This window comes from Pseudomonas sp. Pseusp10, assembly GCF_059492225.1.
This window is the reverse complement of sequence record NZ_CP168528.1, coordinates 1,997,516-2,013,850: the sequence shown is the minus strand read 5'-3', so window position 1 is coordinate 2,013,850 and position 16,335 is coordinate 1,997,516. Positions and strand designations below refer to the sequence as shown.

Sequence of the window (16,335 nt, the reverse complement as noted above, 5' to 3'; positions counted from 1 at the left end):
CCATGCCCTCTATACTCCAAGGCATTCGCCGGCGCTCCTTGCGCCAGCCTGAGGATAACAATGGGGCATGCTATGGAATGGCTTGGTTTGCATTTCCTTACCGAGCTACCAGAGAGTGGGCAGGTCGTACTTAATTGCACACATGACCCTTTTCTGGTGCTGCTGGCTTACCTGGTCGCCTGTGTCGGCTGTTTCGCGACACTGGACATGGCCGAACGGGTTGCTCACGCTGAAAATTCCGCTTCCAAGACACGCTGGCGCTGGGTTGGCAGCGGATGCCTGGCCGGCGGTATCTGGGCCATGCACTTCGTCGCGATGTTGGCATTCCAGACACCTATCGATCTTCACTATCAACTGCCTGTCACAGTGTTCTCACTAACCATCGCGCTGCTCGCCGCGTGGCTGGCCATGCACACCCTCAGCCTTCCTGAGCTGAGTTTTCGACAGTGCCTCACATCATCGATCGGGATCGGCCTGGGTATCGCGACCATGCATTACGTGGGCATGACGGCCATGCACTCCAATGCCGAGGTCTATTACCATCCGGGCCTGTTCGCCCTTTCGATCGCGATCGCGATCGGTGCCGCGCTGGCAGCCTTGTTGCTGGCATGGTATCTGCGCGACGGCACCGGCATGCTGCATCAGCTCTTCAAATACAGCGCCAGCCTGTTGCTCGGGGCTGGCATCCTCAGCATGCACCTCACTGCGATGGCCGCCTTCAACATGGTGCTGCCCGGCGACAGCCTGCCAGCGCAAACCGGCGAACACAGCCAACTGCAACTGGCACTGACCGTAACGGTCATGGCCCTGCTGATCATCGGCAGCAGCATCAGCGCGGCACTGGCGGACAAGAAATTGCAACACAAGGATCACGACCTGCAGCGGGTCAACTCCCTGCTCAGCCAGCTGGACCAGGCACGCATGTCACTGCAACAGGTGGCGCACTACGACCCGCTGACCAACCTGATCAACCGCCGCGGGTTCAACCAGATCTTCGCCGAAAAACTCATGGAGAAAACCAACGAAGGCGGGATGCTGGCGGTCATGTTCCTGGACATCGACCATTTCAAGCGGATCAACGACAGCCTTGGTCACGATGCCGGTGACGATCTGCTCAAAGTGCTTGCGCAACACATCAAGAGCTCGATTCGCAGTCACGAGGATGTGGTCGCGCGCTTCGGTGGTGACGAGTTCTGCCTGCTCATCAACCTGCATGATCGTGAGGAGGCGCGGCATATGGCCCAACGCATCATGCTGAAAATGAAGGAGCCCATCGAGCTGGCCGGCAGGCGCATGGTCATGACCACCAGCATTGGCATCAGTCTGTTTCCGGAAGACGGCAAGACGTGTGAGGAACTGCTGAAGAACGCCGACCTGGCGCTGTATCAGTCCAAGGGCAGCGGCCGCAACGGCCTGAGTTTTTTCAGTGCCAATCTGAAAACCCGCGCCACACTTGAGCTGCAACTGGAAGAAGAACTGCGCCACGCCCTGCGTGAAGACACCGGACTGATGCTCTATTACCAGCCGATCTATGACCTCAAGACCGGTCAGGTCAGCAAGCTCGAAGCCTTGATTCGCTGGCAACACCCGGTCCATGGTTTACTCGTACCGGATCGTTTTATCGCCATCGCCGAGGCCAACGGCCTGATCGCCGAGCTGGACAACTGGGTGCTGCGCAAGGCCTGCGAGGACCTGGGCGAGTTGTCGCGCAAAGGCTGTGAAGACCTCAAGATCGCCGTGAATTGCTCGCCGCTGAACCTCGCACGCGAAGAACTGGCCGATGAAATCGAGTACGCATTGCGGGTCGCCGGTGTGGCGCCCAACCGGCTGGAACTGGAAGTCACGGAAAACGCCTTGATGGGCAATATCGCCAACACACTGGTGTTGCTGCGACAGATTCGCGCCCTCGGCGTTTCGCTGTCGATCGATGACTTCGGCACCGGCTATTCATCCCTGGCCTACCTCAAGCGCTTGCCACTCAACACGCTGAAAATCGACCGTTCCTTCATCCAGGACATCCCCAAGGCCACCCAGGACATGGAGATTGTCCAGGCGATTATCGTCATGGCCCATACCCTGCACCTGCAAGTGGTCACCGAAGGAGTCGAAACCTTCGAGCAGTATCAGTTCCTGGAAAACCACGGCTGTGACTTCGTCCAGGGCTATCTGCTGAGCCGGCCGGTACCACTGGCCGAGCTGCATCCGGTGCTGAACGAAATCAACCAGCGCAAGCACGCCTATACCGTCACGACGCCGAGCCTGGCTCACGGTACATCTGCACTAACGTAGACGGATCTTTCTCAAGGAAACCCTGACTCCCATGCAGGCGCATCAACTGCGCGGCCAGACCGCTGATCGGTGTTGCCGAGCCTTGTTCGCGGGAAAACTTCACCGCCGTATCCAGATCCTTGAGCAACGTGCGCACATGCCACTTGACCGGTTCGAAACGGTTTTCCGCCATCTGCGGTGCCAGGATCTGCAACGGTTTCGAATCAGCAAAGCCGCCGGCCAGCGCTTCGGCGATCAGGCTCGCATCAACCCCAGAACGCTCCGCCAGCGCAACCACTTCGGCAATCACCAATGCATTGCAGGCGACGATCATCTGATTGCACGCCTTGGTCACCTGCCCTGCCCCGACGCCACCCATGTGCGTCACACGCTGCCCCAGGGTCAATAGAACAGGCCGGACCCGTTCCAGATCCTGTACGTCACCGCCGACCATGATCGCCAGGCTCCCGGCTTCAGCCCCCACCACGCCGCCGGACACCGGCGTGTCGAGCCAGTGCATGCCGGTTCTACCGGCGAGGTCTGCGGCCATCTCCCGCGTTGCGTTGGGCTCCAGGCTGGAAAAATCCACCAGTAGCTGGCCTTTTTTCGCCCCTTCGATAATGCCTGTCGGACCAAACACTACCTCGCGTACGACCGACGTATCCGCCAGGCACAACATCACCACGTCAGCGTGCCGGCACAGTTCGGCCGGGCTGGCGGCCTGACGGGCGCCTGCTTCCACCAGCGGCTCGCACTTGTCCGGGTTGCGATTCCATACCGCCAACGGATAACCCGCGGCCAGCAGGCGCCGGCACATCGGCAACCCCATCAGGCCGATCCCGGCAAACCCTAGTGAAGGTAGCATTGACATCATTTAGCCTCCTTTTGATTAAAGATCACTGAATACTGGCCGATTCATCATGACTTAGGAAAGGATTCCCCCCCGAGTGATGCTCAGGCTAAAGACCAAGGCATGGTCCGAGTACGCGCTGAAAAAAGACGCGATTCTATTCCGTGACGGTTCGACGACAGCGAGTCGGCCAACCAATCAGCCCAGGTAGATGGCGAACAATGACTTCTAAAAACAACCCGGCCACTGCGGTAACCGATCTGACGTTGAGCCCCGCGGCCAACAGCCCGTCATCACCGAAGCCATTGATTCAATCCCGTCCGTTGGCGACCCAGCAGTACCTGTACTTCACGGAAACCAACACCGACCGCATCCTCGACAACCTCGACGGCCTGCGCGACATGGTGTTCCCGCGCGCACCGCATCTGGAAGGCGACAGCGAACAGCACAACGATCAGGAATTCCCCTCGGTGTGCCTGATCGGTCTGGGCCGCTGCGGCTCGAACATTGCGCTGGACGTGGCGGAGCTGGTGTACAACGCCCGCAAGTTCTACCTCAACGAATTCAACAACGAAGATCGCCTGTCACCGGACAAGCGTTTTGCCGAAAAGGGCTACAGCCCGGCCCAGTGGATCCGCAACAACCTGCGCCTGGGCCAGAACAAAAACACCAAGCCGGTGTTTCTGGTCGAGCCACTGGTGATGCTCGGCGACCTGGACAAGGACATTGCCGGACGCATCCGCTTCTCGCGCAAGGGCGAAAAAAGCGGCTTCCTGCGCGACTACAGCAAGATGAAAATCATGGACTTGTCGGAAGTCCACGCCGGTGGCGCCGGTAACGCGCCGATCCTCGGCCAGTATCTGGCCAAGATCATCCTGAACAAGGACACCCAACGTTTCTCCAGCCCTGACTGGAAAATGATTCACTCGTACCTGATCGACAGCTGCGGCATCAAGGCCAACCAGTCGCGCCTGTATTTCTCGATCTTCAGTGCCGGCGGCGGTACCGGTTCGGGCATGGCCTCGGAATTCGGCCTGGCCCAGCAGCACTCGTACATGAACAAGACGTTCGACACAAAGCCGATGGACGAGCACGACAGCAAGAGCGGCCACTCCTTCGTCTTCGAACCGATCTTCACCAGTGGCATCTGTGTACTGCCGAACATTTCCGATCACCGCAGTGAAATGTCCGAGGCGCTGCACATCAATGCCGGCCGCCTGCTGTGCAAATACCTGTCGGAAGAGTGGGACTTCTCCTACAACTTCGCCAACGAAGACAGCAGCGAAGCCAGCGTCATGGGACGCATCCGCCCATGGAACGCGATGATGCTGATTTCCAACGACATCATGCGTTACGCCGAAGAGAACGATGACGGCAATATCCAGAACATTGATGTCAATGCCATGGAAAAGCATGCCAACCAATATATCTCGCAGCAGATCTTCAACATTCTGACGGCCCAGGCGGTAACCACCGACTACGACCAGAACTATTTCCGTCGCGCCGGCATCGACATCGGCGAAACCATCCGCCTGGACGCCAACGACCTGTTCATGAGCCTGGCCGGCCCTGTGGCGATTGCCTATGCCGAGTCCGTGGTGCCGGAAACCCCGCCGCCGAGCAGCGACAAATTCAAGGTATTCGAGAAAGAGCCGCAACGCCTGAACATCGACGACCTGTTCTTCCGTTCGATCGACCTGCCGCATTTCAACAAGGTCACCCAGGCCATCGAAGGCATCAGCCTGTTGCCGATCGAATCCAAGCGCTATCGTGCGTCGCTGGAGCAGTACAAGAACTCGGGGTACGACGCGGCTGCCCTGCATGACCTGCACTTCTTCAAGAATTGCTCGTCGGTGGTGTCGATCGTTTCCTTGCCGAAAGACTACAAGCTGTCCTATATGGATCTGAACCGGTTGAAGACTCACCTCAACAGCCTGTTCCCCAACACCACGCTCAAGCGCTACGCGCTGGTGATCGGTGCTTCGGCCAACCTGTCGCTGACCACCCTGATCGCCAAGAGCCCGTGCCTGTCGGACGACTTCCTGACGCTGATCGTGGCCTTCATCAAGCGCTGCTTTGCGAAGCCTGCGTACCGTTTCGACGAAACCCTGGACAACTCGATCCTGGATTTCATCGTCCAGGAGGAATTCGATGAGGACCGCATCGACGACTTGCTCAACGAATTCGAGAACCCGGCGAAGATCCTCGATACCAACTGGTACGCGATCAAGCCGATGTACGAGAAGAAGTACCGCGAGCTGATCAACGACAAGGAAAAATTCGTCTCGATCAACGACATCCGCCTGTCGCGCGACTGTGTGAAGAAATCAATCAAGTACCTGCGCGAGATCTACCGTCACCGCATTGGCAAGACCAAGGTTATTTCGCTGAATAACCATACGGGCAAGACTGCTTACTAAGCGTCGCCCCCATTCGCGAGCAAGCCCGCTCCCACATTCGACTGCATTCCTTCTGAAAAAACGCGGTCACCTGTGGGAGCGAGCCTGCTCGCGATGGCGTCCTCAAACGCACCACTTAATCAACATCCAGAAACAATTGATCAGCCGTTCAGTTGCGCTCTCAACTGTTCCCGTTACGTTTACGTCACCGTGAAGCTGTGGCCTTTCTCTACGGCAACATGCCATCACGCTACTCGGCTACACACTTTTCCCTTTGCAAAGAGCGCACCAAGAAGGTGCAACCTTTTAAGCCTGCGCCCTTTCCTGGATCAGAATCCACGGCGAAACAACCACCGCCCACAACTGCGGATCACGTTCAAAAAGGTCCAGCGCCCGCGTTTCAGACAGTTTGGCGAGCTTGTCAGCGGCCAGCCAGGCAGCCACTTTCTCCCCTTCATCCTGGGCCACGGCCTCGGCTGCAGCGATCAAATCCAGGCCGGGATCGACCCACAATAGGGCACCCTTGGCGAAGAACGGCTCCAGCTCTTTCCAGGTAATAGATGCAGTTTCACCAAGCAGCTTGGCATAGAGGGTGCTAGGTTCTTGATTCATGGGACTGTCCGGAAAAGAAATCGACGCGAATGATAACGTCGGTGGTCCGGCAGAAAAACCCGGATGCAATTGAGTGACCGAAATGAAAAACGCAGGAAAGCCAGGGAATGCAATGAATCCGGCTATAAGCCTCTCAATGTCCCCGCCGCAATTCTGTCTTTTACTTTCAATAAAGCGACACTCGCAGGTTTTGCCCCTCGGCGCCGCCTTCCCAGGCTGACAATCGGCGCTCTACACTGTACCGGTACAGTTGCCGAGGGGCTTTTCCGGGGAATGTCGCAGCTATCTGACCCGGTTCTGCTGCCCAAGGCGCCAGGACTATAAAAACTACAACAGTAAGAGTGGAGCACTATGACTAAGGCTACTAAGCAGATTTCCAAACTGTTTGCCGCTATGGTTCTGGCCGGGGTTGCCAGCCATTCGTTCGCAGCTGACACCATCAAGATCGGCATCGCCGGCCCTAAAACCGGCCCGGTCACTCAATACGGCGACATGCAGTTCATCGGCGCCAAGATGGCCATCGAGCAGATCAACGCCAAGGGCGGCGTCGACGGCAAGATGCTCGAAGCCAAGGAATACGACGACGCGTGCGACCCTAAACAAGCCGTGGCCGTCGCCAACAAAGTGGTCAACGATGGTGTGAAATTCGTTGTAGGTCACCTCTGCTCCAGCTCCACTCAACCGGCTTCGGACATCTACGAAGACGAAGGCGTGATCATGATCACCCCGGCCGCCACCAACCCGGACATCACCACCCGTGGTTACAAACTGGTGTTCCGCACCATCGGTCTGGACAGCGCCCAGGGCCCTGCCGCCGGCAACTACATCGCCGACCACGTCAAGCCGAAGGTCGTAGCGGTACTGCACGACAAACAGCAGTACGGTGAAGGCATCGCCACCGCCGTGAAGAAAACCCTCGAAGGCAAAGGCGTCAAGGTTGCCGTGTTCGAAGGCCTCAATGCCGGTGACAAGGACTTCTCCTCGATCATCCAGAAGCTCAAGCAAGCCAACGTCGACTTCGTTTACTACGGCGGCTACCACCCGGAGCTGGGTCTGATCCTGCGCCAGTCCCAGGAAAAGGGCCTGAAAGCCAAGTTCATGGGACCTGAAGGCGTCGGCAACGACTCCATCTCGCAAATTGCCCAGAACGCTTCCGAAGGCCTGCTGGTGACCCTGCCGAAATCCTTCGACCAGGACCCTGCCAACAAGGCGCTGGTACAAGCCTTCGCCGACAAGAAGCAGGACCCGAGCGGCCCGTTCGTGTTCCCGGCCTACTCGGCCGTCGAAGTGATCGCCGAAGGTATCAAGTCCGCCAAGAGCGAAGACACCGCCAAGGTGGCTGAAGCCATTCACAAAGGCACCTTCAAGACTCCGACCGGCGACCTGTCGTTCGACGAAAAGGGCGACCTGAAGGACTTCAAGTTCGTGGTCTACGAGTGGCACTTCGGTAAACCAAAGACCGAAGTTTCGCCTCAGTAAGCGGGCTCCATGAGTCATAAAGCCCACTGCGCGAGCAGTGGGCTTTGTTTTACGAGATTAATGGGTCAGGGTCCCGTGATCCGGGAACTGATTCACCTGAAAATCTTAAAACCGTCACCAGCGGTTCGCTGGCAAACGTTCGAGCAAAAGTGGCCACAGACCACAGCGCCCGGGCTGGAACATGACTCCACCAGTGAAATGCGTATCAGGTTTTTAGGAGCGTTGTAATGCCTGAGATCTATCACTTCTTCCAACAGCTGGTTAATGGGATGACCATTGGCAGCACCTATGCCTTGATAGCCATTGGCTACACAATGGTTTACGGCATTATTGGAATGATCAACTTCGCCCATGGCGAGGTCTACATGATCGGTTCCTACGTGGCCTTCATCGTCCTTGCCGGACTGGCCATGCTGGGTTTCGATTCACTGCCGCTGTTGATGACCGCCGCTTTCCTGGCGACCATCGTTGTTACCAGTGCCTACGGCTACAGCATCGAACGGATCGCCTACCGCCCCCTGCGGGGCAGTAACCGCCTGATCCCGCTGATCTCGGCCATCGGCATGTCGATCTTCCTGCAAAACTCCGTACTGCTCTCGCAGGACTCCAAGGACAAATCGATCCCCAACCTGATTCCAGGCAGCTTCAGCTTCGGTCCGGGCGGCGCACAGGAAGTGCTGATCTCCTACATGCAGATCCTGGTGTTCGTGGTGACCCTGGTGGTGATGCTCTGCCTCACCGGGTTCATCTCGCGTTCACGCCTGGGACGTGCCTGCCGGGCCTGTGCCGAAGACATCAAGATGGCCAACCTGCTGGGCATCAACACCAACAACATCATCGCCCTGACCTTCGTCATCGGTGCCGCCCTGGCGGCCGTGGCGGCTGTACTGCTGAGCATGCAGTACGGCGTGATCAACCCCAACGCCGGCTTCCTGGTAGGTCTCAAGGCCTTTACCGCAGCGGTTCTGGGTGGCATCGGCAGCATTCCGGGCGCCATGCTCGGCGGGCTGGTGCTGGGGGTGGCAGAAGCATTCGGCGCCGATGTATTCGGTGACCAGTACAAGGACGTGGTGGCTTTCGGCCTTCTGGTTCTGGTGTTGTTATTCCGGCCAACCGGCCTGCTGGGCCGTCCGGAGGTTGAGAAAGTATGACTAGGAATCTTAAACAGGCGCTGTTCAGCGCATTGCTGGTATGGGCCGTGGCCTATCCGGTGCTCGGTCTGAAACTGTCCATCGCCGGTATCAACCTCGAAGTGCAAGGTGCCAGCACCTCCACCCTGATCATCATCGCTACCTGCTCGGTGCTGATGTTCCTGCGTGTGCTGTTCGATCGCCAATACTCGGCGGCCATGCGCTCCATGCCCACGGGTAAACTGATCCCGGCCAGCGCGAGCCACTTCCTGACCCTGCCGACAACCCAGCGCTGGATCATCATGGCGTTGATTGTCGTTGCACTGGTCTGGCCGTTCTTCGGCTCACGCGGCGCGGTGGACATTGCCACGCTGATCCTGATCTACGTACTGCTCGGCCTGGGCCTGAACATCGTGGTCGGTCTGGCCGGCCTGCTCGACCTCGGCTACGTCGGCTTCTACGCCGTGGGTGCCTACAGTTATGCACTGCTGTCGCACTACTACGGTCTGAGCTTCTGGATCTGCCTGCCGATCGCCGGGCTGATGGCGGCCACCTTCGGTTTCCTGCTGGGTTTCCCGGTACTGCGTTTGCGCGGTGACTACCTGGCGATCGTGACCCTGGGCTTCGGTGAAATCATCCGTCTGTTCCTGCGCAACCTGACCGACCTCACCGGCGGACCGAACGGCATCAGCAACATTCCCAAACCGTCGCTGTTCGGCCTGAGCTTCGATAGAACGGCCACCGAAGGCATGCAGACCTTCCACGAGTTCTTCGGCCTGACCTACAACCCCGTCAGCAAGGTGGTTTTCCTCTACCTAGTTGCGTTGTTGCTGGCGCTGTTCGCGCTGTTCGTGATCAACCGCCTGCTGCGCATGCCGATCGGCCGTGCCTGGGAAGCCTTGCGCGAAGACGAAATCGCCTGCCGTGCCCTGGGCCTGAACCCGACCGTGATCAAGCTGTCGGCCTTCACCCTGGGTGCCTGCTTCGCCGGTTTCGCCGGTAGCTTCTTCGCCGCGCGTCAAGGGCTGGTCACGCCGGAGTCGTTCACCTTCATCGAGTCGGCCACCATCCTCGCCATCGTGGTGCTGGGCGGCATGGGCTCGCAGCTGGGCGTGGTCCTCGCGGCTGTCGTGATGATCCTGTTGCCCGAGCTGATGCGTGACTTCAGCGAATACCGCATGTTGATGTTCGGCGCCCTGATGGTGCTGATGATGATCTGGCGTCCTCAAGGTCTGCTGCCCATGCAACGTCCTCACATGGAGCTGCGCAAATGAGCCGCGAGATCCTGAAGGTAGAAAACCTGAGCATGCGCTTCGGCGGTTTGCTGGCGGTCAACGGCGTAGCCTTGAGCGTGAAGGAAAAACAGGTCGTGGCCTTGATCGGCCCTAACGGCGCCGGCAAGACCACCGTGTTCAACTGCCTGACCGGCTTCTACAAGCCGAGCGGTGGCAGCATCCAGCTCGATGGTGAGTCGATCGAGGGCATGCCCGGTCACAAGATCGCCCTCAAAGGCGTGGTGCGTACCTTCCAGAACGTACGGTTGTTCAAGGACATGACGGCGGTCGAGAACCTCCTGATCGCCCAGCACCGCCACCTGAACACCAACTTCCTGTCCGGCCTGTTCAAGACCCCGGCGTTCCGCAAAAGCGAACGCGAGGCCATGGAATACGCCGAGTACTGGCTGGAAAAGGTTCACCTCAAAGAGTTCGCCAACCGCCCGGCCGGTACCTTGGCCTATGGTCAGCAACGTCGCCTGGAAATCGCTCGCTGCATGATGACCCGTCCGCGGATCCTCATGCTCGACGAACCGGCTGCCGGCCTGAACCCGAAGGAAACCGAGGACCTCAAGGCGCTGATCGGCATGCTGCGTGAAGAGCACAACGTCACCGTACTGCTGATCGAACACGACATGAAACTGGTCATGAGCATTTCCGACCACATCGTCGTGATCAACCAGGGCACGCCCCTGGCCGACGGCACGCCGGAACAGATCCGTGACAATCCTGAAGTGATCAAAGCCTACCTGGGGGAAGCGTAAATGCTGCAGTTCGAAAACGTTTCCACCTTCTACGGCAAGATCCAGGCCCTGCATGGCGTCAACGTCGAAGTCCGCCAGGGCGAGATCGTGACCCTGATCGGTGCCAACGGTGCCGGCAAGTCCACGCTGCTGATGACCCTGTGTGGTTCGCCACGCGCTCACAGCGGCAGCATCCGCTACATGGGTGAGGAACTGGTCGGCCAGGACTCTTCGCAGATCATGCGCAAGAGCATTGCCGTGGTGCCGGAAGGTCGTCGGGTGTTTTCCCGCCTGACCGTGGAAGAGAACCTGTCCATGGGTGGTTTCTTCACCGCCAAAGGCGATTATCAGGAGCAGATGGACAAGGTCCTCGGACTTTTCCCGCGCCTGAAAGAACGCTTCGCCCAGCGTGGCGGCACCATGTCCGGCGGCGAACAGCAAATGCTCGCCATCGGCCGTGCGCTGATGAGCAAGCCCAAGCTGCTGCTGCTCGACGAACCTTCCCTGGGCTTGGCGCCAATCATCATCCAGCAGATCTTCGACATCATCGAACAGCTGCGCAAGGACGGTGTGACCGTGTTCCTGGTCGAGCAGAACGCCAACCAGGCGCTGAAGATCGCTGACCGCGCCTACGTTCTGGAGAACGGCCGGGTGGTGATGCAAGGCACCGGTGAAGCGCTGTTGACCGACCCGAAAGTGCGTGAAGCGTACCTCGGCGGTTGAGCCATTGCGGTAAACAAAAGACGGCCTTCGCGGGCCGTTTTTTATGCCCGCCACAATCTCGGGTGATGACGAAAATCCTTGTGGGAGCGAGCTTGCTCGCGATAGCGGTGGGTCAGGCAACATCTCTTTTGAATGTGAAATTGCTATCGCGAGCAAGCTCGCTCCCACAGTGTGCTTTGTGATGATTTAGAGCCGATCCAGAGCTTCCCCGCTGCGCTTGAACCACCCGATCAAATAATCCGCCAGTACCTGCGTGCGCTTGGGCAACCCACCCTGATACAGATGCACCAGGTACATCGGCATGCTGCGGGTCTGATAATCGCGCAGCAGCCAGCGCAAACGCCCGTCGGCCAGTTCGGTTGGCAAACAGTAGGATGGCAGGCGCGCAATACCGGCGCCGACCAGTGCGGCTTTCTTCAACAGGTTGTAGTGGTTGCTGGCGAACGGCCCCGACACCCGCACCCGCAACAACTCGTGCTGCTGGTGATATAGCCATTCTTCGCGGCCGCTGTAGTGGCTGTTGAGCAGGCAGCGATGCTCTGCCAGCGCCTGGGGCGTTTGCGGTTCACCGTATTGCTGCAGATAGGCCGGGCTGGCACAGGTCAGTTCTTGCCACGCCAGCAACGGGCGCGCCACCAGTCGCTGGTCAATGGCCACGTCAGAGCGAATCGCCAGGTCGAAGCCGTCGCGGGACAGATCGCGGTAGCTGTTGTTGAGCTCCAGCTCGATCTGCACCTGAGGGTATTTGGCGGAGAACTCCAGCAACAGACCATCGAAGAAGGTTTCACCGAGCGACACCGGCACCGTCATCCGCACCGGACCAGCCATGTCGTCCTTCAGACGCGCCAGGGCCTGACGCGCCCGCTCGACTTGCACCACCAGCGCCTGTGCCTGTGGCAACAACGCCGCACCGGCTGCAGTCAGGCTCAAGCGGCGAGTGGTACGTTGCAACAGCACCACGGAAAACTGCGCTTCCAACTGGCTGATGCGCTTGGACAGCTGGCCTTTGCTGCAACCGAGCTGTTGCGCCGCCAGGGTGAAACTTCCCGCTTCGATCAATACGGCGAACGCGGCCAGGTCATCCATCTCGCTCACGGATTGTTTCCATTTGAAAACCAAAGGTTGCCTATTAGTGCGCTTATCTAGGGAAAAAACCACCCTAAACTGATACCTCGTTCAACCCACAACGAGGATCAGCCTCCATGAAAATTCTTTTGATCGGCGCAGGCGGCACCATCGGTTCGGCCATCGACAAGGAACTGTCGCAACGCCACGAAATCATCCGCATCGGTCGCACCAGCGGCGACTTTCAGGTGGACATCAGCGACAGCGCTTCGATTCGCAAACTGTTCGAACAAACCGGCAAGTTCGATGCGCTGGTCTGTGCCGCCGGCAACGTAACCTTCGCACCGCTCAACGAGATGACCGAAGAGAGCTTTGCCCTGGGCCTGAAAGACAAACTGATGGGCCAGGTCAACCTGCTGCTGATCGGCCGCGAGTTTGCCAATGACGGTGCCTCGTTCACCTTCACCACTGGTGTGCTCAGTCACGATCCGATTTACAGCGGTACCTCGGCAGCGCTGGTCAATGGCGCGCTGGACAGTTTCGTCCGCGCCGCCGCCATCGAGCTGCCCCGCGGCCTGCGCGTCAACTCGATCAGCCCCAACGTGCTGGTCGAAGCCATGGGCAAGTACGCACCGTATTTCCGCGGCTTCAAGCCGGTTCCTGCAGCAGATGTGGCGTTGGCCTATGCCAAAAGTGTCGAAGGATTGCAGACGGGCCAGACGTTTCACGTGGGTTGAACTGGCTCGGCATGCGGCGCTGCTTCAGCGTCGCATCAGGGTGTCGAAGGCTCCAGCAATGTGGGCAGAAGATCGCGTGCAATTTTACGCGGCACGGCTATCACCAGCCCCGGGCCTTCGATCACCGAATGAATCATCGAGTTCGATACCGCTATGTTGTTGATCGATAGCTGCAAATATTTATGCATTTCCTGGCGCGTTACGAGAGCCAATCGGCGCTGCGCGTCGGGGCTGAGCATCACTCTTAGCTCCATGCTATCCGGATTCAAATTGTCAGCCTGTCTGAGCTTCAGCGTCATTTCGGTAAAGTCCGTCTCCGACGAAAGCGCGATTTCTGCCGCTAGACTCTGCTGCGCTCCCAACATTGCCAACACTGCAAAAACCAGCTTGCCTGCACTTTTCATACAACCTCCTCCCACGAAAAAGGACGACGAGGTTACGCCAAAATCCCTCTCGCCCTGATGCCTGAAGTAAAGCCGAATGTTACTTGCGCAGCTTCGGTCCGGTGACAAGTCCAACTCATGGGTTGTGATGAACGGTCAGCCTGAGTAACGTGGCGGCACTTGTCAGGAGACCCCAAGATGCGTGTTGCCCGTTCCTTAGTCCTCGTTGCCCTGCTTCCGCTGTTCGCCGCTTGCCAGTTGTTCGAGGGTGAGCGGCAGAGCGCCTCCCATGTCGGCCAGACGCGCATGCAAGGCCAGTTGACCGCGGCGGACGGCAAACTGGTGTTCCAGCCGTGCAACCAGGCAAACCGCTATGTGGTCAACGACACGGGCGGTACCAGCGTCCTGCAGCAGGCCGCAAACCTGGCGGACAAGCAGGGCAAGCTGTTTGCCGACGTGCGCGGGCGGGTTGTAGCCGGCAGCGGTGGTGACGGCCAGCTCGATCTTGAGCAGTTGTACCGCGTCGAGCGCTCGGGCACCGCGTGCGACGATCCGAACTTCAAGCAACTGATCCTGCGCGCCACCGGCCACGCCCCGGAATGGAGCGTGAAAGTCAGCGGTAAAGGCATGGTCATCGACCGCGCCGGTCAGCCTCCCCTCGCCGTGCCCTACGTCGAAGAACAACTGGGCGACGGCCGCTTCAACCTCAGCACCGAAGCCAACAATCAGCACGTCGAGTTGTGGGTCGCACCGCAACGTTGCGTCGATAGCAGCACCGGCAGCATCCAGCACATGAGTGCCGAACTGCGTATCAACGGCCAGGTGCAGCGCGGTTGCGGGTATTTCGGCGGATCGCGCGACGACTGATCGTTTAGGCCTCACGGGACTGCGCCATTGCGGCTTATAATCGCCGGCTTCAAACGCCCTGGCGCAGTTGTGCGCCCCGCGAACCGGATCCCGTCATGTTACGAATTACCGAACTCAAGTTGCCGATCGACCATCCCGATGAAGACCTGCGCCCTGCCATCGTGCAGCGCCTGGGCATCAACAGCGATGACCTGCTCGATTTCACCTTGTTCAAACGCAGCTACGATGCGCGTAAAAAATCCTCCGAGCTGTGTTTCATCTACACCATCGACCTTGAAGTTCGCGATGAGGCGGCGGTGCTGCACAAGTTCGCCGATGACCGTAACGTCAACGTGGCACCGGATGTCAGCTACAAAATGGTTGGCCAGGCACCGGCCGACCTGAGCGCACGTCCGATCGTCGTCGGCTTCGGCCCCTGCGGAATTTTCGCCGGGCTGCTGCTGGCGCAAATGGGCTTCAAGCCGATCATCCTCGAACGCGGCACTGAAGTGCGCCAGCGCACCAAGGACACCTGGGGCCTGTGGCGCAAAAGCGTGCTCAATCCGGAATCCAACGTGCAATTCGGCGAAGGCGGCGCGGGGACATTCTCCGACGGCAAGCTCTACAGCCAGATCAAGGACCCGAAGTTCATCGGTCGCAAGGTCCTGCACGAGTTCGTCAAAGCCGGCGCACCGGAGGAAATCCTCTACGTCAGCAAACCGCACATCGGCACGTTCCGTCTGACCGGCGTGGTGGAAAACATGCGTGAGCAGATTCGCGCCCTGGGCGGTGAAGTGCGTTTCCAGCAGCGGGTCACCGACGTGCTGATCGACGACGGCCAACTGGTCGGCGTCGAACTCAATGGCGGTGAGCAGATACACTCCAAACACGTGATCCTGGCCCTCGGCCACAGCGCCCGCGACACCTTCCGCATGCTCCACGGCCGTGGCGTGTTCATGGAAGCCAAGCCGTTCTCGGTGGGTTTCCGCATCGAGCACCCGCAGTCGCTGATCGACCGTGCGCGCCTGGGCAAGTACGCCGGCCACCCGAAACTGGGCGCTGCCGACTACAAACTGGTGCACCACGCCAAGAACGGCCGCTCGGTCTACAGCTTCTGCATGTGCCCGGGCGGCACCGTAGTGGCGGCGACGTCCGAGCCGAACCGCGTGGTTACCAATGGCATGAGCCAGTACTCGCGTAACGAGCGCAATGCCAACTCCGGGATCGTCGTCGGCATCACCCCGGAAGTCGATTATCCGGGCGGCCCGCTGGCCGGAATCGAGCTGCAGGAACGCCTGGAATCCCATGCCTTTGTGCTGGGCGGCAGCAACTACGAAGCCCCGGCGCAACTGGTCGGCGATTTTATCGCGGGCAAACCGTCCACCGAACTGGGCACGGTCGAACCATCCTACAAACCGGGGGTTGCCCTGGGTGACCTGGCGCTGGCGCTGCCGGCGTTCGCCATCGAAGCGATTCGCGAAGCCTTGCCGGTATTCGAAAAGCAGATTCGCGGTTACTCGCTGCACGACGCGGTGTTGACCGGGATCGAGACCCGTACTTCGTCGCCGCTGCGTATTACCCGCAACGAGTCGATGCAGAGCCTGAACGTGAAAGGTTTGTTCCCGGCCGGTGAAGGTGCCGGTTATGCGGGCGGGATTCTGTCAGCGGGTGTTGATGGTATTCGCATTGCAGAAGCAGTAGCCCGGGACATCCTCGGCCTCGAGGCCTGATTCTAGCAATCTGAAACAACACAAAACCCTGTGGGAGCGAGCTTGCTCGCGATTGCGGTAGATCAGCCAACATCACCGTTGAATGCTAATCCGCCA

The 16,335-nt window shown here is 59.1% G+C and carries 14 protein-coding genes; 10 read left to right on the top strand and 4 right to left on the bottom strand.

Annotation, left to right across the window (positions count from 1 at the left end):
* Positions 1-72: 72 nt before the first annotated feature.
* Positions 73-2,289, top strand: coding sequence for a putative bifunctional diguanylate cyclase/phosphodiesterase (locus tag ACEN8Z_RS08975; protein WP_495597402.1), 2,217 nt, complete (start codon positions 73-75; stop codon positions 2,287-2,289).
* Here the strand turns inward: ACEN8Z_RS08975 and ACEN8Z_RS08970 are convergent.
* On the bottom strand, positions 2,246-3,142 hold the full coding sequence (locus tag ACEN8Z_RS08970) for an NAD(P)-dependent oxidoreductase (RefSeq protein ID WP_495597401.1): 897 nt from the start codon (positions 3,140-3,142) through the stop codon (positions 2,246-2,248). The two genes, ACEN8Z_RS08975 and ACEN8Z_RS08970, sit on opposite strands and share 44 nt — an antisense overlap.
* Positions 3,143-3,339: 197 nt before the next feature.
* On the opposite strand from ACEN8Z_RS08970, the gene ACEN8Z_RS08965 reads away from it, so the two are divergent.
* On the top strand, positions 3,340-5,538 hold the full coding sequence (locus tag ACEN8Z_RS08965) for a hypothetical protein (protein ID WP_495597400.1): 2,199 nt from the start codon (positions 3,340-3,342) through the stop codon (positions 5,536-5,538).
* Positions 5,539-5,823: 285 nt separating this feature from the next.
* Here ACEN8Z_RS08965 and ACEN8Z_RS08960 read toward each other — a convergent pair whose 3' ends face one another.
* The gene (locus ACEN8Z_RS08960; protein ID WP_108227850.1) at positions 5,824-6,129 is read right to left on the bottom strand and encodes a DUF2288 domain-containing protein; all 306 of its coding nucleotides are present in this window, start codon (positions 6,127-6,129) and stop codon (positions 5,824-5,826) included.
* 351 nt (positions 6,130-6,480) lie between these two features.
* Here ACEN8Z_RS08960 and ACEN8Z_RS08955 point away from each other — a divergent pair, with 351 nt between their 5' ends.
* The 5 genes from ACEN8Z_RS08955 (at position 6,481) to ACEN8Z_RS08935 (ending at position 11,478) form a co-directional block, all read left to right on the top strand.
* Positions 6,481-7,608 carry a branched-chain amino acid ABC transporter substrate-binding protein gene (locus tag ACEN8Z_RS08955; RefSeq protein WP_007996776.1) on the top strand — a complete coding sequence of 376 codons (1,128 nt, stop codon included), beginning with the start codon at positions 6,481-6,483 and terminating at the stop codon, positions 7,606-7,608.
* Positions 7,609-7,835: 227 nt separating this feature from the next.
* Positions 7,836-8,759: a high-affinity branched-chain amino acid ABC transporter permease LivH gene (livH, locus tag ACEN8Z_RS08950; protein ID WP_204930031.1), complete on the top strand. Its 924-nt coding sequence runs from the start codon at positions 7,836-7,838 to the stop codon at positions 8,757-8,759.
* Positions 8,756-10,012, top strand: coding sequence for a high-affinity branched-chain amino acid ABC transporter permease LivM (locus ACEN8Z_RS08945; RefSeq protein ID WP_495597399.1), 1,257 nt, complete (start codon positions 8,756-8,758; stop codon positions 10,010-10,012). Before livH ends, ACEN8Z_RS08945 begins: the two co-directional genes overlap by 4 nt.
* Positions 10,009-10,776: a high-affinity branched-chain amino acid ABC transporter ATP-binding protein LivG gene (livG, locus tag ACEN8Z_RS08940; protein ID WP_495597398.1), complete on the top strand. Its 768-nt coding sequence runs from the start codon at positions 10,009-10,011 to the stop codon at positions 10,774-10,776. The genes ACEN8Z_RS08945 and livG overlap by 4 nt, the downstream gene beginning before the upstream one ends.
* Positions 10,777-11,478, top strand: coding sequence for an ABC transporter ATP-binding protein (locus tag ACEN8Z_RS08935; RefSeq protein ID WP_495597397.1), 702 nt, complete (start codon positions 10,777-10,779; stop codon positions 11,476-11,478).
* Positions 11,479-11,664: 186 nt separating this feature from the next.
* On the opposite strand, the gene ACEN8Z_RS08930 is transcribed toward ACEN8Z_RS08935, so the two are convergent.
* A complete protein-coding gene (locus ACEN8Z_RS08930) occupies positions 11,665-12,573 on the bottom strand; it encodes a LysR family transcriptional regulator (RefSeq protein WP_495597396.1) in 909 nt (302 codons plus the stop codon).
* A 107-nt stretch (positions 12,574-12,680) separates the two neighbouring features.
* On the opposite strand from ACEN8Z_RS08930, the gene ACEN8Z_RS08925 reads away from it, so the two are divergent.
* Entirely contained in the window at positions 12,681-13,280 is a 600-nt protein-coding gene (locus ACEN8Z_RS08925) for a short chain dehydrogenase (RefSeq protein WP_495597395.1), read from the top strand.
* A gap of 35 nt (positions 13,281-13,315) precedes the next feature.
* Here the strand turns inward: ACEN8Z_RS08925 and ACEN8Z_RS08920 are convergent, their stop codons facing one another.
* On the bottom strand, positions 13,316-13,684 hold the full coding sequence (locus tag ACEN8Z_RS08920) for a hypothetical protein (RefSeq protein ID WP_495597394.1): 369 nt from the start codon (positions 13,682-13,684) through the stop codon (positions 13,316-13,318).
* A gap of 177 nt (positions 13,685-13,861) precedes the next feature.
* Between ACEN8Z_RS08920 and ACEN8Z_RS08915 the strand changes: the two genes are divergently transcribed.
* Both ACEN8Z_RS08915 and ACEN8Z_RS08910 read left to right on the top strand, forming a co-directional pair.
* Positions 13,862-14,530: a COG3650 family protein gene (locus ACEN8Z_RS08915; protein WP_495597393.1), complete on the top strand. Its 669-nt coding sequence runs from the start codon at positions 13,862-13,864 to the stop codon at positions 14,528-14,530.
* Positions 14,531-14,625: 95 nt separating this feature from the next.
* Complete coding sequence (locus ACEN8Z_RS08910; protein WP_495597392.1) at positions 14,626-16,239, top strand: NAD(P)/FAD-dependent oxidoreductase; 1,614 nt, start codon at positions 14,626-14,628, stop codon at positions 16,237-16,239.
* Positions 16,240-16,335 lie beyond the last annotated feature (96 nt).

What these genes read in the sequence shown, in the direction of transcription:
- ACEN8Z_RS08975 (WP_495597402.1), top strand. Translation starts at nt 73, where the DNA reads ATGGAATGGCTTGGTTTGCATTTCCTTACCGAGCTACCAGAGAGTGGG.
- ACEN8Z_RS08970 (WP_495597401.1), bottom strand. Translation starts at nt 3,142, where the DNA reads ATGATGTCAATGCTACCTTCACTAGGGTTTGCCGGGATCGGCCTGATG.
- ACEN8Z_RS08965 (WP_495597400.1), top strand. Translation starts at nt 3,340, where the DNA reads ATGACTTCTAAAAACAACCCGGCCACTGCGGTAACCGATCTGACGTTG.
- ACEN8Z_RS08960 (WP_108227850.1), bottom strand. Translation starts at nt 6,129, where the DNA reads ATGAATCAAGAACCTAGCACCCTCTATGCCAAGCTGCTTGGTGAAACT.
- ACEN8Z_RS08955 (WP_007996776.1), top strand. Translation starts at nt 6,481, where the DNA reads ATGACTAAGGCTACTAAGCAGATTTCCAAACTGTTTGCCGCTATGGTT.
- livH (WP_204930031.1), top strand. Translation starts at nt 7,836, where the DNA reads ATGCCTGAGATCTATCACTTCTTCCAACAGCTGGTTAATGGGATGACC.
- ACEN8Z_RS08945 (WP_495597399.1), top strand. Translation starts at nt 8,756, where the DNA reads ATGACTAGGAATCTTAAACAGGCGCTGTTCAGCGCATTGCTGGTATGG.
- livG (WP_495597398.1), top strand. Translation starts at nt 10,009, where the DNA reads ATGAGCCGCGAGATCCTGAAGGTAGAAAACCTGAGCATGCGCTTCGGC.
- ACEN8Z_RS08935 (WP_495597397.1), top strand. Translation starts at nt 10,777, where the DNA reads ATGCTGCAGTTCGAAAACGTTTCCACCTTCTACGGCAAGATCCAGGCC.
- ACEN8Z_RS08925 (WP_495597395.1), top strand. Translation starts at nt 12,681, where the DNA reads ATGAAAATTCTTTTGATCGGCGCAGGCGGCACCATCGGTTCGGCCATC.
- ACEN8Z_RS08920 (WP_495597394.1), bottom strand. Translation starts at nt 13,684, where the DNA reads ATGAAAAGTGCAGGCAAGCTGGTTTTTGCAGTGTTGGCAATGTTGGGA.
- ACEN8Z_RS08915 (WP_495597393.1), top strand. Translation starts at nt 13,862, where the DNA reads ATGCGTGTTGCCCGTTCCTTAGTCCTCGTTGCCCTGCTTCCGCTGTTC.
- ACEN8Z_RS08910 (WP_495597392.1), top strand. Translation starts at nt 14,626, where the DNA reads ATGTTACGAATTACCGAACTCAAGTTGCCGATCGACCATCCCGATGAA.